This is a genomic window from Kaistella gelatinilytica, from assembly GCF_015679325.1.
Taxonomy (GTDB): domain Bacteria; phylum Bacteroidota; class Bacteroidia; order Flavobacteriales; family Weeksellaceae; genus Kaistella; species Kaistella gelatinilytica.
In genome coordinates, this window is record NZ_JADPVI010000003.1 from 1 (window position 1) to 20,502 (window position 20,502).

Consider the following 20,502-nt stretch of genomic DNA (forward strand, 5'->3'; position numbering starts at 1 on the left):
AAAGTTATCCACAGTATGTTAAAAATCCCCTAATGCAGTAGGGATCATAGTGGAAATCCCACAGTAAGCGCTGGACTAGTGATGGAACGAGGAATTGGAACGAAGAGCCCGACCCGGGAAATGGCCAACTAATTACAATTATTATAAGTGGCTGCGAGGGTACTGCCCTAAAAAAAATATTTTATTTCACATTTATTATGCTATATCATAGAAGTATGCTCTTCTTGAAAATGAAAAAATCCCGATCTTTCGAACGGGATTTGAGAATTATAATGATCTGAATCTATTTACTTAACTCAGCATTTAGTTTTACAGCATCTTGATAGGTTGGATCTAACTGTACAGATTTTGCTGCATACTCTTTCGCTTTAGCAACATCTTTTCCTTTTACCAAATAAGCAACTGCGAAATAGGCATATGATAAAGTCTTTTTGTTAGCTTCTAATTCTTCAGGTTTTACCTTTGCAATGAATTTTTCATAACTCATCATTGCTAATTCGTTATTACCTGCTTGCTGATAAGCATAGCCTTGACTGTAGTAAGCTGGTGCCCAATCTGGCAGCAAACCACTCATTTTTTGCCAAGTCAGTATTGCTCCATTCCAGTTTTTAGCTTCCTGGTAGGCATTTCCTAATTTATACAATGCGTCAGTATCCTGTGGTTTTGCAGCAACGGCTTTCTTAAGCGCTTCAATTTCAGGACTTGTCTGACCTTGGTCAACAACTGCTTGATTTACCGCACCGCCTCCTTTAATCTTAACCAACTCCTCATCCCAATTCAAAGTATCATCTTTAGCAGCTTTCGCTATTGCAATTTTTTGCTGCGAATCTTGCATTAGTGCTGCTTTCTTTGTTGCATCAGTTTCTTTTTGCGCAAGACCTGCTGAAATAAGACCTAATAAACCTTGATCTCCAGCTTGAACTCTGCTAGCTTCAGCTTGAGTCATGAATTGGTCTAAACTACTTTTTGCTCCGGCATAATCGCCATCAGAATATAACAAGTATGCTCTTAATTTAAATTTAATTGGATCTTTTACTTTATCAAATACTTTGTCCAAATATATTTTCGAATTAGCATAATCCTCATTAGTAAAAAATAATTTAGAAATCTCTAACTGAGTATCTGGATCTTCATCAGCATACTGAGCATAATTTACCAGATCTTGTGTTGCTAAAGCGTTTTGCTGATATTTAATATCATAAGCTGCCTTTGCTTTATAAGCCGGAGCATAAGATGCATCAGCTGCAATTGCACGATCAATGCTTTCTTTCGCTTTTTGCCATTGTTGAGCCTGCATCCAAAGTGTTCCAATTCTGGTATAAACTGAAGCCTTATTTTTAGCAACCGGAAGTGCTTTATCATAAGCAGTCATTGCAGAACCTGCAACTTGTGGGCTATTTGTCAATTTTAAACGATAAGCGTCACCTAAAGTGTAATAGTAATAGGCAGGGGTTCCGCCTTTTTGAGATTTATCAACCGCTCTGTTTAAATAGTCGATTGCTGTATCTGCATTTTGTGGACCACCAAAATTTGTTAATGCTTCCGCAGCTCTATACAAAACTTCTGCATCTTTATCACGTGCATCTTTTACAATATTAGCAATTTCGTTCACAGCTGATTTATCTCCTTTTCCTAATTTCACGGAAGCTAAACCTATTCTATTCAGATAACTTTTTTTATCTGCTGCTAAGCCTTTATTAAAATTTTCCTGAGCCATTTCAAAATTCGGCTCAAACTGCGCCAAATAGGCATTTCCCAAATAGAAATAATTCTCAGCGCTAGGAGACTTTGCAATCATTTCTGTAAAAACCTCTTTTGCCTTTGCATATTTATGACTATCTGCATTTGCAACACCATCTTGTAAAGTCTGTGCATAAGCAAAATTTGTAAAAAATCCTACTGCTGCACCGAACGCAATCTTCTTTGATAAATTCATTATATCTTTCATTTTTATTTGTTTAATGTTTACTGGTAACTTTTAACCCAATTTTTATACCAAAATATTCCAAAATTTTAATTTCGGGAATTTTTCTGGATAAATCTAACGCATTTGCACCTCTCGGTTAAAAATAGTGTAAGGCTGCAATCCTTCCTTTTCAACCACGATCTGACCTAACTGCTGACAAGAAAAACGGATGAAACCATTTCCTAAACCGTAATAAGGCTCATTGGTAAGAAAATATAAAACTCTGGTAAATGGATAGGTCATCGCTTTGATATTCGCCATACTAGGTTCAAAAGTTTTATTTTTGGAAATGACGGGAAGAATTTTGACCGAATTCTTTAAATCCTCAGATTCCTTATCATAAGGTCTGCTGATCGTATTTAAACTTATTACTCCGATTTTATCTGGATACTGACTAATTTCTTTTACTACATTTTTATTTCCACTTATGACCGAAAATTTTAATTGATTAGGAACTGTTCCTAATTTTTGCGCTACAAAATTTAAATTACTGGAATTGGTTCCATCGAATATAATTCTCTTTTGATCTGAATTCAATTCATTTTTAAGTTCCTCCATCGATATGCTTTCTCTCGCAGAATTTTTTGGAACGATGAAAATTACGGCATCGGCTGCAAATTTTCCGGGCTCCATCTTCATGTCTATCTTCTTCTTATAAGCTTCTTTTTCTTCAGCACTTAATTCACGGGACATCACAATTACGCGTACTTTATTTTCCAGTAAGTCCAAAAAGCCTAAATCCTCTTTTTTGATGACTAAATTAATTTTAGTTTTAGGATTTAATGCCATATATCTTTCAGTAAGCGCTTCCGAAACACTACGAAATGACTCATCGGCAGATATGGTTATTGTTCCCTGTTGTGGATCATCTGCAATTCTCCCCGATTTTTTTTTACATGATATTAACACTGTAAATAATAACAGTGCCGAGAAGAATACTTTATAATTCATTTTTGTCTTGTCTAATTTTATAAATAGCTCTACCGATTCTAAAAATTCCATACAGGATTAAAAGACCGCCTAAAGGATAAGCGATATTGGGTTCCAGAAAAATAACAAAGAATTTGTAAATTATTACCACGATTCCTAAAACCATATAGAAGAAACCTGTGACTAAGGATAACCAGTTAAACATCATAAAAGCAAAAATACAAAAAAATTAAAAAAGAGAAGCTTTCGCTTCTCTTTGTAGTATTATAAACAGTTTCCGTTACTCGAACTGCATTGTTAGTGGCATTCTAAATCTGTATCGCACAGATTGACCATTAATTTTTGCAGGAGCCCATTTGTTCTTAATCGATTTTACAGTTCTTACTGCTTCTGCGTTAAAGTCTTTATTAGGACCATTTGCTTTCACATCAGTAATACTACCGTCTCTTTCAACAACGAAAATCACTTCTGTTTTCACCGTTCCGGCATCACTATCCATTACAGAGGTATCGAAACCTCCATTAACTTTACTTCTGAAGGAATTGATCCCTCCTGGAAATTCTGCTAATTGCTCAACTTCTGTATAAACCTGCGTTTCTGAAACTTGAGGCTTAACCTCTACTGTTGTAGATTTACCTGGACCTGGAGGTGGCGGCGGTGGTGTATAAGCAGGGGTTTTAACACCTTCCTGATTATTCAAACCTGTCGTCGTTTCCAGCTGCTTAGAAATTGGCGGCGGTGGCGTTTCTACTTTCGGCGCTTTTACCGGCTCCGGTACCACATTCTGAATAACCTCTTGTTTAGGTTCTTCTTTCGGTGGCGGTGGTGGAGGTGGTTCCTTTTCTTTAGGTTGCTCAATGATCACATTGTCTGGAAGAATATCTATCAACTTTGCATTGACCTCAGTATTGTCCTTGGCATTCATCTCCTTGATCTTCATAATTACGAATGGTGTCAATACAACAACCACGAATAAAATAGTACCAAGTATGAACGCTTTAGTAAGCACGGAACGATATTGTGTTCTTAGATCAAATGCACCGTAAGCTTTATTTCTATTTTCAAATACAATCTCATCCAAAGTTGGATTCGGATTGTAAGCGTTTTCATCTGCCATTATTCTTTCTTTTAAATATTAAAAGTTAATTAGTGGGCGCTGCTGGAGTTGCTGCGGGACCACCTACTTTTCTCTCGTAAACCAACTTTTCCCAAGGCTTAATATCGGTAATACCGTATATTTCATTCTTGGTAATCGCCATTTGATCTAACATATCTACGAAATTCTTATATACTGCATCGTCCGTTGGCTTGATGATCACCGTAAATTTGGTCTGATCTTTCGCGTTGGCTTTTGCTTGCTCAATTACTTTTGTAATTCCATTTCTATCAAAAGTTGTTTCCTGCAAGGTTTGATCATTCAATCCTGCCTGGTCTAACTGATGATAAAAAATTCTGTTGTCTTTTCCAATAATTAATGATATCGAATTCGATAAATCAATTTCTGTATTTGGTGGTTTTACGTTGTCTTTCGGTTTTGCCGGAAGACCTAAATCCATCACATTCGGTTTGTTGAAAGTTGTCACTAACATAAAGAATGTGATCAAAAGGAACGCCAAATCCACCATGGGAGTTAAATCTACGTGAGGTACCGCTTTTTTCGAGCGTACCTTTCCGCCTTTCCCGCCGTTGTCTTTTACTTGTACTTCTGCCATTTCTTAATTATTGTGCCACTTCTTGACTTGTTATTAACCAGAACTTCAAGAAATCAATATCTCTTAATCCTTCAAATAAAGATTTAACTTTAGGATACTTTGTCTGAACATCTCCCTTGATCGCTAATTTGTAATCTGGGTTTACAGTTAAACTTTGCTGTACCCAATCAATTAATTGTTTATTGGTACTATCCATTGGTATTCCGGTCTTGCTTTTATAAGCTTTCCGGTCTTCATCTGAAAGGTCTAAGTAACCTTTCAACTGATTCATAGGAACTCCTATTGACTGCGCATTAGAAAAAGCAACTTTTTCTTTGTCAGTAAATTTCATACCATACTTCTCTCCCATTTTATCTAACAGAGCGATTCTTTCGGTTCCGTTCTCAACTGGTGTGAAATAGAATCTTCCGTCGGTTGTGCTCAAAATTGTCATCAAACTCGCATCTGGAAGAAGCTTTTGAGATATAGAAGATGGCGTGGTAATCGTCTCAACATCAGGTTTTGCAAACTGAGCCGTGAGGATAAAGAATGTAAGGAGTAGAAATGATACATCGGTCATGGCCGTCATATCTACCCTTATATTATGTCTTTTTGGTTTGACTCTCGCCATTGTAAATTATTTTTTATTAAACTTCTGCTTTTTGAGATCCTCTAAAAATCAAAGACCTCCAATCAGTCGAGAATTCTTAGTGGAATTCTGCGAAAGACTGCTGAATTGACATTGCGATCTCGTCAATTTTGAACGTTAATCCGTCAATTTTAGAAGTAAAATAGTTGTAAAGAATAATTGCAACAGCAGATGTACCAATACCCAAAGCAGTATTTACTAACGCTTCAGAAATACCGATAGATAGTGCAGCTGAATCTGGAGTACCTCCTCCTGAACCCAATGCGCTAAATGCCTTGATCATCCCGATCACCGTTCCAAGTAGAGCAACCAAAGTCGCAACAGTACCCAGAGTTGAAAGGATCATCATGTTTTTCTCAAGCATTGGCATCTCCAAAGTTGTAGCTTCTTCGATTGATTTGTTAAGAGCTACCATTTTTTGCTCTTTATTCATTGATGAGTCGTGAGCTAAAGCTTTGTAAGTTGTTAAACCTTCTTTTACTACATTCCCCACAGAACCTTCTTGATTATCACATTCTACGATTGCTTCATCAACTTTATTTTGGTTCAATAATCTTCTTACGTTCAAAACGAAAGTATCAACATTTCCTTTTCCAGCTGCTTTTTTCAATGCTAAAGCTCTTTCAATAGAAAACACGATTACGATGATCATGAAGGAAATCAAGATTGGAACGATTGGTCCACCCATATAGATAACTCCCATAAAACCACCACCCGGATGCAATTCTTTGGTCTCTAAACCTGAAAATGCTACAGATGAAAGACCGTTTAGCCTTGGATCAGCCTTAAAATTACCTGGATTACCTAATACAAAGATGTAAATGGCAATACCTATCAAAATAAGAATAGGAATTATTAACGCAGGATTTAATCCTCCTACTTTTTTAGCAACTACTTGCTCCTCGTTGTTTGAAACATTCATTTCCATACTTAACTAAATTATAATTGTTATTTTTTTAATTTTCGAGTTGTAAAATAAAGTCAAAATATTTAATAATGCAAGTCTTTCAAAACTATTACAGTGATTTTTTTTAACGTTAAGATTCATTAACATTACAGAATTTGCAAAATATGAATTGAATTTTGATTATAATTTTGGATTTTAAAAATACCTTTAAAAATTCAGAAGAATAACAGACTTTATTTTACGATTCCTTGCAATAAATATTTTTTAGTAATTTATTTTAAAAGACAATATTAATGATTTTTTTCGGCACTATGATGATTTTTTTAGGATGATTTCCCGCAAGTTGTTGTAAAATGCGCTCATCCTTTAATGCGATTTCCTCGATCTGAGAAGCCGTTAAATCTGAAGGAAGCGCTAATTTAAATTTCATTTTTCCATTAAAACTTACCGGATATTGGATCTCATCCTCAACCAAATATTTCTCCTCGAATTCAGGGAATTTTTCAAACTCAATCGAAGTATGATGTCCCAGATTGCGCCATAATTCTTCACAAATATGAGGCGCGTAAGGAGAAACAACGATTGCCAAAGCTTCTAAAATTTTTCTTTTGTTCGTCTTCAGTTTCTGAAGTTCATTCACCGCGATCATAAAGGAAGACACCGAAGTATTAAAGGAGAAATTCGCAATATCTGCAACCACTTTTTTAATTAAGGTATGTAGAACTTTATATTCTTCTTTGGTTGGTTCTTCTTCCGAAATTTCTAAAACATCTTCATTATAGTAAAGATTATAAAACTTTTTCAAAAAGCCATAAACCCCACTCAAGCCTTGCGTATTCCAGGGTTTTGACTGTTCTAAAGGTCCTAAGAACATTTCGTACAAACGCAGACAGTCGGCACCATATTCCTCACAAATATCATCCGGATTGACAACATTGTATTTTGATTTTGACATTTTTTCGACTTCTCGTTCGCAAATGTATTTTCCGTCTTCTAATATAAATTCCGCATCAGCATATTCTGAACGCCAGTTTTTGAATTTTTCTGTATCGAGTTCATCAGTACCACCTTTTAATAAAGAAACGTCGACGTGGATTTTTTGAAAAAGATCGCTTCTCAAGACCAACGGAGAATTAGCAGCTGATCCAGTTTTATCACTTGGTAAATTTTTAAAAACCATTTTACTAATTTCGCTGATATATGGCTCTTCATTTACTTGATTAATTAGATTTTTAGAAATAAGAATAACATTTGACTTACCAGTAATAGTATCACTGTAGTTAAATCTATAGGCCAATGCGCTCATCCCCAAAATCATTCCCTGATTGATAAGTTTCTTGAAAGGTTCTTCATGATTAATGTAACCTCGGTCTTTCATAAACATATTCCAGAAACGGGAATACAATAAATGTCCGGTTGCATGTTCACTTCCACCAATATAGAGATCAACTTGTCCCCAATAATCTGAAAGATTTTTATCGGTGAAAACTTCTTTGTTATTCGGATCCATGTATCTCAAAAAATACCAGGAACTTCCCGCCCAACCAGGCATTGTCGATAATTCTAAAGGGAAAACATTCTCATCATCAATTAAGTCTGTGGAAACAATTTTTTGATTCGCTTCATCCCAACCAAATGTTTTAGCATTTCCTAAAGGTGGATCGCCATCTTCAGTCGGCAAATATTTTTCAACTTCCGGAAGTTCTAAAGGAAGCGCAGAAACTGGCAAAGAATAAGGCATTCCATCTTTATAATAGATAGGAACTGGCTCACCCCAATATCTTTGACGGGAAAAAATAGCATCACGCTGTCTATAATTTGTTGTGCCGTGACCAATATTTTTCTTTTCAATTTCAGCGATAATTAATGATTTGGCTTCATGATATTTTAATCCATTTAAAAATTCTGAATTCACACAAACCGAATCTTTCGAATCAAAAGACTCTTCCTGAATATCATTATCGTTTTCAATAACATTTACAATATTCAAATCGAATTTCTTCGCAAAACGATGATCCCGTTCATCATGTGCAGGAACCGCCATTACTGCTCCAGTTCCATAACCCATCAAAACATAATCGGAAATATAAATCGGCATTTCCTGATTGGTAAAGGGATTCAAAGCATAACTTCCGGTGAAGGCGCCGCTCACGTTTTTCACGTCAGACATACGATCCCGCTCTGTTTTCTTTGAAGTTTGTTCGATGTAACTTTCAACTTCTTCTTTTTGACCTTCTATCGTTAAATTTTCAACCAAAGGATTCTCAGGCGCTAAGACGATAAAGGTTGCTCCAAAAATGGTGTCTGGACGCGTAGTGAAAACTGAAATTTTTTCTACAGAATCTTCAACATCAAAAGTCACAATTGCTCCCTGAGATTTTCCGATCCAGTATTCCTGAGCATCTTTCAAAGGTTGTGGCCAGTCTAAATTTTGCAGACCTTTCAACAGTCGTTCGGAGTAAGCAGTAATTCTCATGCTCCACTGCATCATTTTCTTTTGAAATACAGGGAATCCTCCTCGTTCAGATTTACCATCTTTCACCTCATCATTTGCCAAAACAGTTCCCAATCCTGGACACCAGTTCACCGTTGTTTCAGCGCGATAAGCCAAGCGATAATTTAATAAAATATCCTGTTGATCTAATTCAGAAGCACTCTTCCACTCTTCTGCTGTGAAATTTAACTGGTCATTTTGAACTGCTGATAAGTTTTCACTTCCTTCATTTTCAAAATGCAGAATCAATTCAGAGATCGGTTCCGCTTTATCGGTCGACTTATTATACCAGGAATCAAAAAGTTGAATGAAAATCCATTGCGTCCACTTATAATAAGCAGCGTCGGAAGTTCTCAACTCCCGACTCCAGTCAAATGAAAAACCAATTTTACGCATCTGCTGTTCGTAGCGCGCAATATTTTCTTCGGTTGTTACCGCAGGATGTTGGCCGGTTTGAATTGCATACTGTTCCGCGGGAAGTCCGAAAGAATCATAACCGATCGGGTGTAAAACATTAAAACCTTCGTGTCTTTTGTAACGCGCATAAATATCTGAGGCAATGTAACCTAACGGATGTCCCACATGCAACCCCGCTCCTGAAGGATAAGGAAACATATCTAAAACATAGAATTTCGGTTTATCGGTCTTATCTGTCGTTTTGTAGGTTTGATTTTCTTCCCAGAATTTCTGCCAGTCTTTTTCTATCTTTTTATGGTCGTAAAACATTTCTTAAATTTAAATAAGTCACAAATTTAAGGTTTTACAATGAAAAAATCCTCACCTGAAGAGATGAGGAAATAGTTTTGAAGATTTATAGAAATTAGTTCGCCACTTTTGTCCCAGAAATTTCAATATTATTTGAAATTGCAGGATTGCTTTTATCTACATAATAAATAATCACATTACTGTTTGTTAAGCTTGTAACTGCACCATACATCGTATTATTGTTGATGGTGATGGAAAACTTTTTAGTATCTGGATCAAAAGTGTAGGTGAAATCTGCTGCTAATGCAATAGCACAAGTTCCATTACTATCGTCCAAGTAAGTTGCTTTTCCAGTTGAATTGCTGTTAAAGACCAAACGTCCTTTTTTCTGGCAATCATTAGTTATAACTGTGGTCGTAGTGGTTGTCCCATTTTGTGTCGCAGTAGAAACAATTTTATCAGGACTCCAATTTCCATTGAGGTTCAACTGAGGAGCATCGGTATTACTGTCACTCCGGCAACTCATCAAAACGGCAAAAATAACTGCCAAACCTATTAAAAATAATTTTTTCATAATGTTTTTGTTTTATGTTATGCATAATACATAAGACAAACTTTGTACCATTTAATTTTTAACGGTTTTGTAATATTCAATTATCTTTGCTTTGAAATAAAGTAAAATATGCCCGAAGTTTCGATCATCACGCCTTGTTATAATTCTGGAAAATTTTTAGATGAGACCATTCAATCGGTTCTCACTCAAAATTTTACTGATTGGGAATGGCTTATTACCGATGATTGCTCCTCGGATGATTCTGTTGAAATCATTAAAAAAATTAATGATCCCAGAATTGTTCTCACCGTTGCAAAAGAAAATGGCGGCGCAGGTCACGCACGGAATTTATCATTAGAAAAAGCTTCAGGAAAATATATCACTTTTTTAGATGCTGATGATTTTTGGGAACCGAATTTTTTAAAGGAAATGGTCGCATTCATGAAAAAAGAAAAAGCTGAAATCGCCTATTCCAATTATGCGCGGTGTGATGAAAATTTAAATCCGAAAATTGCTGATTTTCAGGCGGATAAAGAGGTGACTTTCGAGAATTTACTGAAAACTTGCCGTTTATCCTTATTAAGTTCAATGTACGATTCTGAAAGAGTAGGAAAAGAATTTTTTCCAGCCGGAAGTAAAAGAGAAGATCACGTAATGTGGTTGAATTTATTAAAGAAAATTCCCGTCGGAAAACCGCTTAACAAAACCATGGCAAAATATAGAATGCATTCAAGCAGCATCTCCAGAAAGAAGACCAATATTATGAAAGATCAATATTTAGTTTACAAAGATTACATGCATTTTTCTACTTTAAAATCCTGGTATTACACGGTAAACTGGGCTTTAAACGGATTTATGAAATATTCTAAAATGTTTAATTAATGGAGTATTCAAAAGAATTTAAAGAGGCGATCTCCAATTTCACTTCTGGCGAAAAAGACAAACTGATCATCCGTTTGCTAAAAAAAGACCGGATTTTATCACACCGCCTTTATTTCGAATTGATCGACCCAGAAACTGCAGATGATAAACGGAATCAGATGGAAACTTTGATCAAAGAGGAAGTTTCTATGGTTGCAAAAAGGTTCGGACGAACTAAATATTTTCTTCCAGGAATTCGGAAAATTAGCGCTAAAATAACAGAACATGTAAAAATAACAACTGATAAATTTGGTGAAGTTTCTTTAACGCTTTTATTGATCAGTGAAACTTTAAAAAACGTACCAAAAACCGGTGATCACTATAAATTGTACATCTATCTCCTCAATAAAATTTTTCGTTCTTTAGTTTTAACCAAGAAATTAGATGAAGATTACTATTTAGATTTGAGAGAAAATTTTGAAGAAGTTGAAAAACAAATCATCCAAAATAAAAGTCTCGAACAGTTAACGCTTCATAACGGATTATTTTTAAGCTGGCTCGAACCCGAAAATATTCCTGAAGAAATTGATCAAATTTTGAAAGGAATTAAAGGCGAAGGACTTCTCAGGTAAGTAATCGTTCAAATTGAAGCGATCTTATTCATGACTCTATTCACCATATCATCACAATAAATTAAATTGAATTCGAAAATCTCCTCTTTATTGTAAGATTTTTCAATCTCAGCTCTAAGAAATGTTTTTGCCCGATTGAGGCGAACTTTCACGTTACTTTCGGTAATTCCTAAAATTTCTGCGGTTTCCGAAACGCTTAATCCATTAATTTCGCGCAGTGTAAACGTAGTTCTGTAATCCTCCGCAATATGAAGCAAACTTTTTTCGATTACACTGTTAAGTTCTGTGTTCATCACCTTATGAGTAGTTTCTAGAGTGCCTTTTTTTTCTAAAAGCGTCAGATTATTATCGAGAGATTCTGTATGAGTAGTTTCAAATTTCTTCGATTTTCGGTAACATTCATGAACCATGATTTTCGAGAGCCAGGTTTTCAAGGATGATCTGTTTTCAAACTGACCGAGGTGAGTATAAGCTTGCACGTAAGAGTCCTGCATTAAATCCTGCGTATCTTCGTGACTGAAATGATACATTTTCCCGATCCGATATAAAAAAGGATTATTTCTTCGGATAATTATTTCAAAAAGTCCCGATTCCCTGCCCAAAATCTTTTGAATTAATTCCTGATCTGAATATTGTGATTGAGTTTCCATCTGGTTTAATCGATTATTAAATTGAATACATCATTAGAAAGAAGAAATCGCAAATATCAAAAAAAATGAACCTATAAAGTGCAACTTCCCGGCTTATTACCAAAGATAAAACAATTATCCTACACAAAACTTTGATGTGTTTTTTGTCCGCATTGCGTCTTGATGAAAGTCACTGTAAAATAAAAAAACAGGTGTTTGACCATCGATTTCTATTGTAATAGAGTGCGATTGAAGCTAAAAGGTTACAAAATTTTTAAATCTATAATCTTTTAAGAATCTGATCCAGGATAATTTCAGAAGAAACAGGCTGCTCTTCGATAAAATTTCGGGCATTATTTCCCATCTTCACCAAAGAAGTTTGATCATTTAGCAAACCTAAAATATAAGGCGCCGCAAAAAATTCATCTTCGAACGATTTTCCACCATTTCGGGCAATCAATTCGTCGGCTTCAGGATTTTTGGTGTATTGATTTCCGAAGAAAACCGGAATTCCAAATGTTGCTGCTTCCAAAATATTGTGAAGACCTTTTGAATGAAAACCACCGCCGACAATTGCTAAGTTTCCGTAAGAGTAAATTTTAGAAAGCAATCCGATACAGTCGATAATTAAAACCTGACTGCTCATATATTTCAGTTCCGGAGTATTTTCATGTTGCGAGTAAAGTATTGCATTCGGGAAAATATTTTGTAAACGTTCGACCCTTTTTAAGTCATGTGGCGCAATGATCAATTTTACCTCCTTATTTTTTGAGGCGATAATTTCTGCAAGCCTCTCTTCAGATTCCCAGGAACTTCCGAAGATCAAGGTCGTTTTGTTTTGTTTGAATTCTTCAATATATTTGACCAAATTGTCGCCATCTCGAAGTTGTTTTACCCTGTCGAAACGGGTATCTCCTGATGTTGAAGAATTCTTTAACCCAATTCCTTTCGCCAAAGCAGTAGAATGCTGCGTTTGATGAAAAAACCAGTCCACATTCTTTTTCAGTTGATTGACGAACCAGCTTCCATAAGCTTTAAAGAAAATTTGAGTTTCATAAAAAAGGGCAGAAACGACGAAAATTTTTGCACCCTGATTTTTTAAATTTTCTAATAAATGATACCAGTAATCGTATTTTACAGTAAAGAAAATTTCTGTTTTAAAGTTAGATGTAAATTCTTTCACCCAATCTTCGGTATCAAAAGGTAAAAAACAGATCGCATCTGCTATTGTATTTTTCTTGATGACATTATCATATCCTGACGGTGAAAAAAAAGTGATCAATATTTTATGACCCGGGAATTTGATTTTTAGTTTTTCCAATACAGGAAGTCCCTGTTCATATTCGCCCAAACTTGCTGCATGCATCCATATCACTTTATCGTCCTGGGAAATCTTAGATTTTACAATGTCGCAACTTTGTCTTCGTCCCGCTAAGCCTTTCTTTAATTTATAATTAAAAATAGCACCAATTTTCATGGCAGAAATGAGCAGACGAATAAATAAATTGTAAACAAACATTGATTATAAAAATTTGAAAAAGTTTTTTAAAGTTTCAAAAGCAATAGCGCTGAACAAGGCAACTGTACTTAGATTCGAGACAGTTGGCAAACAACTTATCGTTTTGAGATCGCAACCATAATTCAAGTTAAAAAAGACTTCTCAAAAATCGTAATTTGTGAGTATGCTTATTTAATTCTTTATTGAAAATCCCCGTCGAGTCGAGAGAATCAATACGAACTTTTCCGTAAGCATGAATGATTTCGCTATTACTCAGCATCATTCCAACATGGGTAATTTGTCCTTCGGAATTTTCAAAAAAAGCTAAATCCCCAGGTTTACTTTCTTCGACAAAACTCAAAACTTCGCCAATTTCTGCTTGCTGATGAGATTCCCGAGGCAACGAAATCCCGTGAACTTTATAAATTAACTGGGTAAAACCACTGCAATCAATACCGAAAAAGCTCCTTCCGCTCCAGAGATAAGGAACATTTAGAAACTTTTTGGCAGTTTCTGAAACAGTTTCTACCTTTAAAAATGACGATTCCGTTTTCTCAGAATTAACTTCACTTCCTATCGATAAAAGAATTACACCTTGTGAAGTGTTATAAGTTTGTAAAGTATTCTTGACCAATTCAGTTTTTCTTTCAAGGAAATATTCTTCAGAAATTTCAGCGATCTGTTGCGCATCGATCCAGCCTTTATAACCATCGAAATGCATTTTGATCTTAATGAATTTCGCTGATTTTTCAAGAATATCTACCGTTTCTCCATACAGGATCTGCGACGTCATTTCTGACTGATGCGATTGTTCTGCCCGAATTGCAGCGACTGAAACTGTACAAATTCCTTTATCCATGCTTGATTCCAAATATTTATTTTTTCCGAATTAAATGAAGACCGTCTCGCAAAGGTAAAATAAGATTTTCAAAATCCTCATCTTTTGAGACCATCTCGTTCAATTCCTGTATAATGAGCGTAGATTTTTGCTTTGAATTTTCTTCTAGCACTTTTCCATACCACAAAACGTTGTCAAAAATGATGACGGCGCCACTTTTAATTTTGGCTCTAACGAGTTTGAAATACTCTACATAATTTTCTTTGTCCGCATCGATGAAAACAAAATCGAAAACTTCATCGGTTTCTTTTAAAAAGACTTTTGCGTCTTTCAGCTGAAAATCAATTTGAGACGAAAATTCACTTTCCTGAAAATATTTTCTGGGTAAATAAGCCAGTTCTTCATTCACATCCAGCGTAGTGATTTTACCTTCTTTTGTTAAACCTTCTGCTAAACATAAAGTGGCATAACCTGTAAAAGTTCCTATCTCCAGAATGTTTGTCGGATTACACATTTTTGAAAGAATAGCCAGAAATCTTCCTTGTAAAGATCCGGAGAGCATATGCGGTTGTGTGGTTTTTTGAAAAGTTTCTTTTCGCAATCTTTTCAAAATTTCCGGTTCTGAAGAAGTATGATTTTCCAGATAGCGATCCATTTCCGGGCATTGTTCTTCAAAAAAACTCATTTAATAATAATTTAAGTCAAATTTAAGCATTTAAAATAAAAAACGTTGCCAGAACATAAAGCTCTAACAACGTTTTATCAATATCTAAAAGACAATTGCTTAGTTTTTCACCGGTGCAATATCCATTAATTTCATGAATTCATCTAACTTAGGCATGATGATGATCTCCGTTCTTCTGTTTTCCGCTCTTCCAGAAACCGATGCGTTTGTCGTTTTCGGGTTGTACTCACTTCTTCCTCCTGCAGTAATTCTCGCCGGATTCACGCCAAATTTGGTTTGTAAAATTTTAGCCATTGAAGTTGCTCTCAAAGCTGAAAGATCCCAGTTGTCTTTTGGTAAAGTTGAAGCATTCAACGGAACATTATCCGTATTACCTTCGATCAATACTGAATAAGTGTCGTAATCGTTGATCACTTTCGCCACTTTTCCTAAAACATCCTGTGCAGCAGGTAAAACATTGTAGTCTCCTGTTTTGTACAACATGTTGTCAGACAAAGAAATTAGAACCACTCCTTTCAAAACTTTCACCTGAACATCGCCATCTGCGATATTATCCAGCGAACGTTTTAGTTTATTGGACAAAGCTAAATTCAAACTGTCGTTCTTTGAATTGGTAGAAATCAACTGTTTGATGTATTTGTTGGAAGAATTGATCTCTCCAATCAATTTATCAATGTTAGCAGAACCTTTTCCACTGTTCGATAAACAAGCATCAAGCGAAGATTTTAATGCATCATTCTGACCTTTCAAAAGTGCATTCTCACTAGACAATCCAGAGTTAACGCCTTTCAGATCCTGAATCTCACGCTGTCTCTCACCAACATTGGTAATACACGTATTGTAATTTTCATTTAAAGCGTCAAACTTTTTTTGGCTTACACAAGAAGTTAGCATTACTGCAACTCCCAGAATCGCTCCGATTTTTCCTATATTCATAATTTACTATTTAATGATTCAAAAATAGAGAAAGCAATTTAGATAGAAGAATTATCTTTGCTAAATATTCCTTAAAAAAACCTTAAAAATTGCTTAATTTAAAGACTTTTCAGCAATCTTTGGAGAAACTTTTCCCCGATTATCGACAAGCTAAATTTTTACTCGCCGTAAGTGGCGGTGTCGATTCTATGGTTTTACTGGATCTCTTTGAAAGTGCAGATCTGCATTTTAAAGTTGCCCATATTAATTACAAATTACGTGGAAGAGATTCTGATGACGACCGAAAATTAGTTGAAGGAATTTGCAAAAAAAACAAAATCCCGTTTCATCTTTACGAAGTTTCTGAGAAAGACAATCAACCCAAAAATTCAATTCAGGATTGGGCCAGAAATCTGCGTTATGAGTTTTTTCGAAAAATTCAAGAGGAAGAAAAAATAGATTTTATAGTTACTGCACATCATTTGAATGATCAACTGGAAACTTTTATCATCAATCTTTCAAAAGCATCCGGAATTAAAGGTTTGTCTGGAATCCCGGCGAATGACAATAAAATTTTGAGACCGCTTCTTCAATATTTCAAAGAAGAACTATATGCTTTTGCGAAAGATAACAACATTCAATTCCGCGAAGATCTATCCAATCAAAAAAATGACTATCTCAGGAATAAAATCAGAAATGAAGTTGTGCCGCAGCTCTTGGAAACAAATAAAAACTTCCTGGAAAATTTTGGAAAAAGCATTTCTTACTTAAATCAGACGAAAGATTTTGTTCAGGAGCAGATTTTAAAAATCGAAAAGGAAACTATCTCTGAAAATGATTCGTATCTCACTATAAATAAAGAGTCTTTTTTCAAACAAAGCGAATACATTCAGTTTGAGATCCTGCGGAAATACGGTTTTTCAGAAGAAAAAGAAATTAGAAAGATCAGAAAAGCAGAAGTTGGGAAAATTTTCATTTCTAATGAATATCGATTAAACGTTGACCGCGAAACTTTAATTTTAAGAAAACTCGAAAATGAAGATGAAGAAGTTGATGTTGAAGAAATTATTTTAGAATTAAATAATGAAAATGAATTGACTTTCCCGGAACCTATAAAGTCAAAAATAAAAAATCTCGGAAGTTTTAACTGGAAATTTGATTTGGAAAAAGTTCAGCTTCCTTTAAAATTAAGGCCTAGAAAAGAAGGCGATATTCTTTATCCTATTGGAATGATAGGTAAAAAGAAAATCTCAAAGTTTTTTAAGGATGAAAAAATTCCTATTTTAGCCCAGCAAAAAATCTGGCTTTTGTGCGATGGAAACAACGATGTTTTGGGCATTCTTCCTTTTCGCCAGGACCGAAGATTTGCTGCAACGAAAGAATCTAAAGAAATTATTAAAGTAAAATTATAGCGATGATTAGTTGCTAAAAAGTAAAGTAAAAAATGAAATTTAAAAATTGGTTTATTCTAATTGTCCTTTTCCTTTTTCAGGGAATTACGGCACAAATTAAAGATCCCGTCAAATTCAGATACAATATCAATTCGCTGCCGAACAATGAATACGAGGCAGTCTTAACTGCGACGATTGAACCTAAATGGCACATTTATTCTCAGGATCTACCGGCAGATTCAGGGATTCCGACCCAAATGAAACTGACTTCCAAAGAAGGAGTTGACCTCATCGGAAAGGTTATCGAAGTTGGTAAAAAACACGATGAATTTTCTGAAGCTTTCGGCGCGCAGATCGTTTACTATTCAGATCTAGTTCAGTTTAAGCAAAAATTTAAATTGAAGAATGGTGCAAAACCGGCAACTGTTTCTGCAGAAATCACCTATCAAACCTGTAACGACCGCGTTTGTCTGGCGCCAAATACTTTAGAATTTGATCAAAAAGTCAGTCCAACTGCGACTGCAGTGAAAGAAACTCCAACAGAAGAAAACGTTGTTGCACCAATTGCAGCGGAAAATGCCGACAGTATTCTCGCGACAAAAACTCCCGAAAGTGCAGTCGGAACTCCGATTGCTGCAAAACAGGAAGGTTTGAAAGTAGCTTCCATCGATTTTATGCATCCGGAAACGGATTGCGGAATTGTACAGGAAAAAAATTCTGAGAATTTCTGGACGTATTTATTATTAGGATTTTTCGGCGGGTTGATCGCATTGTTGACTCCATGCGTATTTCCGATGATTCCTTTAACGGTTTCGTTCTTTACAAAAGGATCAAAAGACAAAGCGAAAGGAAAAAGAGATGCATTTATCTACGGCTTTTTCATCTTCTTGATCTTTGTATTATTAAGCGTTCCATTCCACATTATCGATGGAATTGCAGGAAATGTTTTCAACCAAATTTCGACGAGCGTTTGGCTGAATGTTGTATTCTTCATCATTTTTATATTTTTTGCCGGAAGTTTCTTCGGTTACTACGATATCACGTTGCCAAGTTCCATTGCAAATAAATCTTCGAAAGCAGAAGACGCGGGTGGAATTATAGGGATCTTCTTTATGGCTTTAACTTTGGTCATCGTGTCATTTTCCTGTACCGGTCCAATTTTAGGAAGTTTATTAGGAAGTTCTCTTACAGGTTCGGCCGATATTCCAATGTTATTGACGTTTGCTTTGGCAGGATTTGGATTAAGCTGGGCGATCGTTTTCGGATTGTTAGCGTTGTTTCCGCAAGCGTTGCAAAGTTTACCAAAATCTGGCGGCTGGATGAATACGGTGAAAGTTTTCTTAGGTTTCATCGAATTAGGTTTGGCTTTGAAATTCTTATCAAAAGCAGATCTCGTTTCTAAAACATTTTTCCTTAAAAGAGAATTGTTTATCGCAATCTGGATCTTAATTTCAATCGGATTAGTTCTTTATCTGTTTGGAAAAATTAGATTTCCACATGATGATAAAAAAGCAAAAATTTCTACAACGAGAAAAGTTATTGGAGTGTTAGGAATTGGATTTATCATTTATCTAATTCAGGGATTATTTCCAGGAGAAAGACCGAAACTACAATATTTAAGTGGAATCTTACCTCCGATCAATGTGAGTTATCTTCATGATGAAAAAGACGGGATTTTAGGAATGCATCCGGAACATGATTATTTCAAAGCAATCGAACTTGCGAAGAAAGAAAACAAACCAGTTTTGATTGACTTTACAGGATACGGTTGTGAAAACTGCCGTAAAATGGAAGAATTCGTCTGGAGCGAACCCGATATTTTACCAATTTTACAGAACGAAATTGTTCTTGCTTCTCTTTACGTTGATGACAAAGAAGCTTTGCCTGAAAGTGAGCAAACCTCCATCGATATGGGAAATGGACAAAAGAAAAAAGTAAAAACGATCGGTGATAAATGGAGCTTGTTTCAACAAATTAATTTCAATAATAATTCGCAACCGCATTACGTTTTGGTGACTCCAGACGGAGAAGTGATTAATACTCCGATCTCCGGTTATATGCCGAAAGAGGATTTCAAAAAATTCCTGGAATGTGGTATTGATTATTTCAAGAAAAATAAAAAATAGACTTCAAGTCTTGATATTAAAATAACCGGCAGCGATTGTCGGTTATTTTTTTTGTACAAAACTTGCGATCTTATCTAAAAAAAACGATTCGGAATTTAAAAATTACCGTTGAGTATTATTATTTTTGAAAAATAAACCAACCCCTTTATCTTCGCATTATAAATAAACAACATGAAGACAAAACTATTATTACTTATTTTACTTGTTACCAAAGTCATTTTCATCAACGCACAAATGGATGACAAATTTTATTATCCTGGAAAAGTACTGAAACCGATCGAGTGGAAAAACGTGGAAAATGTAAAATTTGCAGTGGAAAATGATACCATCAATGCGGTGATTTTGAAACCTAATGCAAAACCAAAAGCGACGGTATTTTATTTTCATGGCGCAGGAGGAAACGTAACTTCTTACGCACCGATCATTACGCCTTTGTTGAAAGATAATTTTCAAGTTGTACTGGTTGATTTTCGTGGTTATGGAAAATCTACAGGAATACCAACGCATAAAAACATTGCAGAAGATGGAGAAAAGTTCTTCAGCTTTCTTTCAAAAAAAGACGGAATAAAAGACACGAAGAAAATTATTTATGGTGCATCGATGGGAACACAGATCGCTGCGCATTTAGCAAAAGATCACCAAACTGAAATTAGTGGATTGGTTTTAGAAGGAACGATCTCTTCATTTGGCGATATTGCGGCAGTTTACGCTCCGGAATACAAAGCCTATTTAGAAAACAGTTTCGTTTCGCCTTACTCCGCGAAGGAAGATATAAAGTTGGTCACTAAAATCCCTAAACTATTTATTCACAGTAAAGAAGACAAGGATGTTCCTTTTGCACAGGGAATGACGGTTTTTACGAATGCAACTGAACCGAAAGAATTTATAGAATTCAGTGGGGAACATCTATACGGTTTGAAATATGAAAGTGCTAAAATACTGGCGAGTATAAATAAGATGGTGATGAAATAGACGAAAAGAGAATAGATGGATAAATGATAGACTTTTACGCAGAAAATAAAAATAACCAAT

The 20,502-nt window shown here is 35.3% G+C and carries 18 protein-coding genes; 5 read left to right on the forward strand and 13 right to left on the reverse strand.

Going from position 1 to position 20,502, the window contains the following annotated elements; all coding sequences use genetic code 11:
- Positions 1-283: 283 nt before the first annotated feature.
- The 8 genes from IV494_RS10825 to IV494_RS10860 all read right to left on the reverse strand — a co-directional run bounded on the left by IV494_RS10825 (position 284) and on the right by IV494_RS10860 (position 9,916).
- A complete protein-coding gene (locus IV494_RS10825) occupies positions 284-1,948 on the reverse strand; it encodes a tetratricopeptide repeat protein (protein WP_196080168.1) in 1,665 nt (554 codons plus the stop codon).
- Positions 1,949-2,041: 93 nt separating this feature from the next.
- A complete protein-coding gene (locus tag IV494_RS10830; RefSeq protein ID WP_196080169.1) occupies positions 2,042-2,917 on the reverse strand; it encodes a PstS family phosphate ABC transporter substrate-binding protein in 876 nt (291 codons plus the stop codon).
- 259 nt (positions 2,918-3,176) lie between these two features.
- Complete coding sequence (locus IV494_RS10835) at positions 3,177-4,013, reverse strand: energy transducer TonB (RefSeq protein WP_196080170.1); 837 nt, start codon at positions 4,011-4,013, stop codon at positions 3,177-3,179.
- A 25-nt stretch (positions 4,014-4,038) separates the two neighbouring features.
- Positions 4,039-4,608 carry an ExbD/TolR family protein gene (locus IV494_RS10840; protein WP_196080171.1) on the reverse strand — a complete coding sequence of 190 codons (570 nt, stop codon included), beginning with the start codon at positions 4,606-4,608 and terminating at the stop codon, positions 4,039-4,041.
- A gap of 7 nt (positions 4,609-4,615) precedes the next feature.
- Positions 4,616-5,218, reverse strand: a complete 603-nt coding sequence (locus IV494_RS10845; protein ID WP_039349455.1) for an ExbD/TolR family protein — start codon at positions 5,216-5,218, stop codon at positions 4,616-4,618.
- 76 nt (positions 5,219-5,294) lie between these two features.
- Entirely contained in the window at positions 5,295-6,164 is an 870-nt protein-coding gene (locus tag IV494_RS10850; RefSeq protein ID WP_039349458.1) for a MotA/TolQ/ExbB proton channel family protein, read from the reverse strand.
- Between the two features lie 256 nt (positions 6,165-6,420).
- Positions 6,421-9,363, reverse strand: a complete 2,943-nt coding sequence (locus IV494_RS10855; protein WP_196080172.1) for a leucine--tRNA ligase — start codon at positions 9,361-9,363, stop codon at positions 6,421-6,423.
- A 94-nt stretch (positions 9,364-9,457) separates the two neighbouring features.
- On the reverse strand, positions 9,458-9,916 hold the full coding sequence (locus IV494_RS10860) for a lipocalin family protein (protein ID WP_196080173.1): 459 nt from the start codon (positions 9,914-9,916) through the stop codon (positions 9,458-9,460).
- A 108-nt stretch (positions 9,917-10,024) separates the two neighbouring features.
- On the opposite strand from IV494_RS10860, the gene IV494_RS10865 reads away from it, so the two are divergent.
- Together IV494_RS10865 and IV494_RS10870 are read left to right on the forward strand one after the other, a co-directional pair.
- On the forward strand, positions 10,025-10,777 hold the full coding sequence (locus IV494_RS10865; protein ID WP_196080174.1) for a glycosyltransferase family 2 protein: 753 nt from the start codon (positions 10,025-10,027) through the stop codon (positions 10,775-10,777).
- Positions 10,777-11,388 (forward strand): deoxyuridine 5'-triphosphate nucleotidohydrolase, encoded by a 612-nt coding sequence (locus tag IV494_RS10870; protein WP_196080175.1) that lies wholly within the window; start codon positions 10,777-10,779, stop codon positions 11,386-11,388. Before IV494_RS10865 ends, IV494_RS10870 begins: the two co-directional genes overlap by 1 nt.
- Positions 11,389-11,396: 8 nt before the next feature.
- On the opposite strand, the gene IV494_RS10875 is transcribed toward IV494_RS10870, so the two are convergent.
- The 5 genes from IV494_RS10875 to IV494_RS10895 all read right to left on the reverse strand — a co-directional run bounded on the left by IV494_RS10875 (position 11,397) and on the right by IV494_RS10895 (position 15,974).
- The gene (locus tag IV494_RS10875) at positions 11,397-12,038 is read right to left on the reverse strand and encodes a sigma-70 family RNA polymerase sigma factor (protein WP_196080176.1); all 642 of its coding nucleotides are present in this window, start codon (positions 12,036-12,038) and stop codon (positions 11,397-11,399) included.
- A gap of 259 nt (positions 12,039-12,297) precedes the next feature.
- Positions 12,298-13,536 (reverse strand): 3-deoxy-D-manno-octulosonic acid transferase, encoded by a 1,239-nt coding sequence (locus tag IV494_RS10880; RefSeq protein WP_196080177.1) that lies wholly within the window; start codon positions 13,534-13,536, stop codon positions 12,298-12,300.
- 127 nt (positions 13,537-13,663) lie between these two features.
- Entirely contained in the window at positions 13,664-14,374 is a 711-nt protein-coding gene (locus IV494_RS10885; protein WP_196080178.1) for a C40 family peptidase, read from the reverse strand.
- A 16-nt stretch (positions 14,375-14,390) separates the two neighbouring features.
- Positions 14,391-15,038: an O-methyltransferase gene (locus IV494_RS10890; RefSeq protein WP_196080179.1), complete on the reverse strand. Its 648-nt coding sequence runs from the start codon at positions 15,036-15,038 to the stop codon at positions 14,391-14,393.
- A gap of 99 nt (positions 15,039-15,137) precedes the next feature.
- Complete coding sequence (locus tag IV494_RS10895) at positions 15,138-15,974, reverse strand: OmpA/MotB family protein (protein WP_039349481.1); 837 nt, start codon at positions 15,972-15,974, stop codon at positions 15,138-15,140.
- 89 nt (positions 15,975-16,063) lie between these two features.
- On the opposite strand from IV494_RS10895, the gene tilS reads away from it, so the two are divergent.
- The 3 genes from tilS to IV494_RS10910 all read left to right on the forward strand — a co-directional run bounded on the left by tilS (position 16,064) and on the right by IV494_RS10910 (position 20,442).
- The gene (gene tilS, locus IV494_RS10900; protein WP_196080180.1) at positions 16,064-17,365 is read left to right on the forward strand and encodes a tRNA lysidine(34) synthetase TilS; all 1,302 of its coding nucleotides are present in this window, start codon (positions 16,064-16,066) and stop codon (positions 17,363-17,365) included.
- 32 nt (positions 17,366-17,397) lie between these two features.
- Positions 17,398-19,470: a protein-disulfide reductase DsbD family protein gene (locus tag IV494_RS10905; RefSeq protein ID WP_196080181.1), complete on the forward strand. Its 2,073-nt coding sequence runs from the start codon at positions 17,398-17,400 to the stop codon at positions 19,468-19,470.
- Between the two features lie 171 nt (positions 19,471-19,641).
- A complete protein-coding gene (locus IV494_RS10910) occupies positions 19,642-20,442 on the forward strand; it encodes an alpha/beta hydrolase (protein WP_196080182.1) in 801 nt (266 codons plus the stop codon).
- The last annotated feature ends 60 nt before the right edge of the window (positions 20,443-20,502 follow it).

Bases quoted from the DNA above. Each gene is read 5' to 3' on its own strand.
- IV494_RS10850 (WP_039349458.1), bottom strand. From the start codon at position 6,164: ATGGAAATGAATGTTTCAAACAACGAGGAGCAAGTAGTTGCTAAAAAA.
- IV494_RS10880 (WP_196080177.1), bottom strand. From the start codon at position 13,536: ATGTTTGTTTACAATTTATTTATTCGTCTGCTCATTTCTGCCATGAAA.
- IV494_RS10855 (WP_196080172.1), bottom strand. From the start codon at position 9,363: ATGTTTTACGACCATAAAAAGATAGAAAAAGACTGGCAGAAATTCTGG.
- IV494_RS10860 (WP_196080173.1), bottom strand. From the start codon at position 9,916: ATGAAAAAATTATTTTTAATAGGTTTGGCAGTTATTTTTGCCGTTTTG.
- IV494_RS10835 (WP_196080170.1), bottom strand. From the start codon at position 4,013: ATGGCAGATGAAAACGCTTACAATCCGAATCCAACTTTGGATGAGATT.
- IV494_RS10830 (WP_196080169.1), bottom strand. From the start codon at position 2,917: ATGAATTATAAAGTATTCTTCTCGGCACTGTTATTATTTACAGTGTTA.
- IV494_RS10840 (WP_196080171.1), bottom strand. From the start codon at position 4,608: ATGGCAGAAGTACAAGTAAAAGACAACGGCGGGAAAGGCGGAAAGGTA.
- IV494_RS10870 (WP_196080175.1), top strand. From the start codon at position 10,777: ATGGAGTATTCAAAAGAATTTAAAGAGGCGATCTCCAATTTCACTTCT.
- IV494_RS10910 (WP_196080182.1), top strand. From the start codon at position 19,642: ATGAAGACAAAACTATTATTACTTATTTTACTTGTTACCAAAGTCATT.
- IV494_RS10895 (WP_039349481.1), bottom strand. From the start codon at position 15,974: ATGAATATAGGAAAAATCGGAGCGATTCTGGGAGTTGCAGTAATGCTA.
- IV494_RS10890 (WP_196080179.1), bottom strand. From the start codon at position 15,038: ATGAGTTTTTTTGAAGAACAATGCCCGGAAATGGATCGCTATCTGGAA.
- IV494_RS10845 (WP_039349455.1), bottom strand. From the start codon at position 5,218: ATGGCGAGAGTCAAACCAAAAAGACATAATATAAGGGTAGATATGACG.
- IV494_RS10865 (WP_196080174.1), top strand. From the start codon at position 10,025: ATGCCCGAAGTTTCGATCATCACGCCTTGTTATAATTCTGGAAAATTT.
- IV494_RS10875 (WP_196080176.1), bottom strand. From the start codon at position 12,038: ATGGAAACTCAATCACAATATTCAGATCAGGAATTAATTCAAAAGATT.
- IV494_RS10905 (WP_196080181.1), top strand. From the start codon at position 17,398: ATGAAATTTAAAAATTGGTTTATTCTAATTGTCCTTTTCCTTTTTCAG.
- IV494_RS10825 (WP_196080168.1), bottom strand. From the start codon at position 1,948: ATGAAAGATATAATGAATTTATCAAAGAAGATTGCGTTCGGTGCAGCA.
- IV494_RS10885 (WP_196080178.1), bottom strand. From the start codon at position 14,374: ATGGATAAAGGAATTTGTACAGTTTCAGTCGCTGCAATTCGGGCAGAA.